Source organism: Psychroserpens mesophilus, from assembly GCF_000826645.1.
Taxonomy (GTDB): domain Bacteria; phylum Bacteroidota; class Bacteroidia; order Flavobacteriales; family Flavobacteriaceae; genus Psychroserpens; species Psychroserpens mesophilus.
In genome coordinates this window covers 1-964 of record NZ_JXJP01000040.1, presented here as the reverse complement: position 1 = coordinate 964, position 964 = coordinate 1, and the positions used below count along the sequence as shown (strand labels likewise).

The 964-nt window shown below is 29.3% G+C and carries 1 protein-coding gene; it reads left to right on the top strand.

Annotation, left to right across the window (positions count from 1 at the left end):
• Positions 1-24 precede the first annotated feature (24 nt).
• The gene (locus TD18_RS16265; RefSeq protein ID WP_040254789.1) at positions 25-825 is read left to right on the top strand and encodes a hypothetical protein; all 801 of its coding nucleotides are present in this window, start codon (positions 25-27) and stop codon (positions 823-825) included.
• Positions 826-964: the final 139 nt, after the last annotated feature.

Genomic DNA, 964 nt, shown 5'->3' with positions numbered 1-964 from the left:
CGTTGTGCTTAATACTAAAAAAAATTGCGACAAAGAGGAAGAATATTTAATCAAAGAGAACAATTAGAGCTAAAACAAATTATAGCAAGTCTGAATATTCCAATGTCTTTCGTAGTGGATACTGAGTCCAACGCAATTGATTTAGACTTCAATGGAAATCAATACATTCAATCAATTTTAGTCAAACATAATGAAGGTTATCGTATTGATTATACGACTTCAAATGGTGACGGAAAATTCTACGAAAACAAGGAATGGAATAATTTTAAATATCACGTGAGAAAATGGATTGAATCCGTAAAAAGAGATAATCCATTTGAGCAAAATCAGAAGAAAAACATAGTTGAAATTAGTCCTAAATTCTATGATATTTTCAGAGAAGCAACAATTATAAATCACATTGGATTTAAAGAAAGTTCTGGAATGATTTTCAGAAAAGCACTTGAAATTATTGTAAAAGATTTTCTCAAAAATCAATTTCCAAAAACTTATGAGAACGTTCTAAATAAAAAAACGATTGGACAAATTGTTAGACACTTCTATGAAATTAAAGACGACCAGCTTTTGATTAAAGACACAGAAAGTTTTAAGGAAATAAGAACAGAACTGGAAAATTTAAAGTCTTTGGCGAATGTCATTAATAATACTTTCAAAATTGGAAATGATTTTTCACATTACGAAAGAAGATTAACTGAATTTAGCGCAACAGATATGCACGAAAGAATTATTAAAATATCTGACTTTATAAACAGCCAATTGGAATTAAATAAATTGACTGAAAAGCAAAACAAACTGAATAGTGAGTTTGATATTGACAAATTATAAAAGTACTAAGCACAACAACGTGTATAATTAATTACTGCCGATTTACCTAGCGGAAAATCCTTGAAATTAATTAACTTTAGTCACTAATCGGAAAACGACTAACGCCCTTTTCCGTAACTAATCATCACACGAACACGTT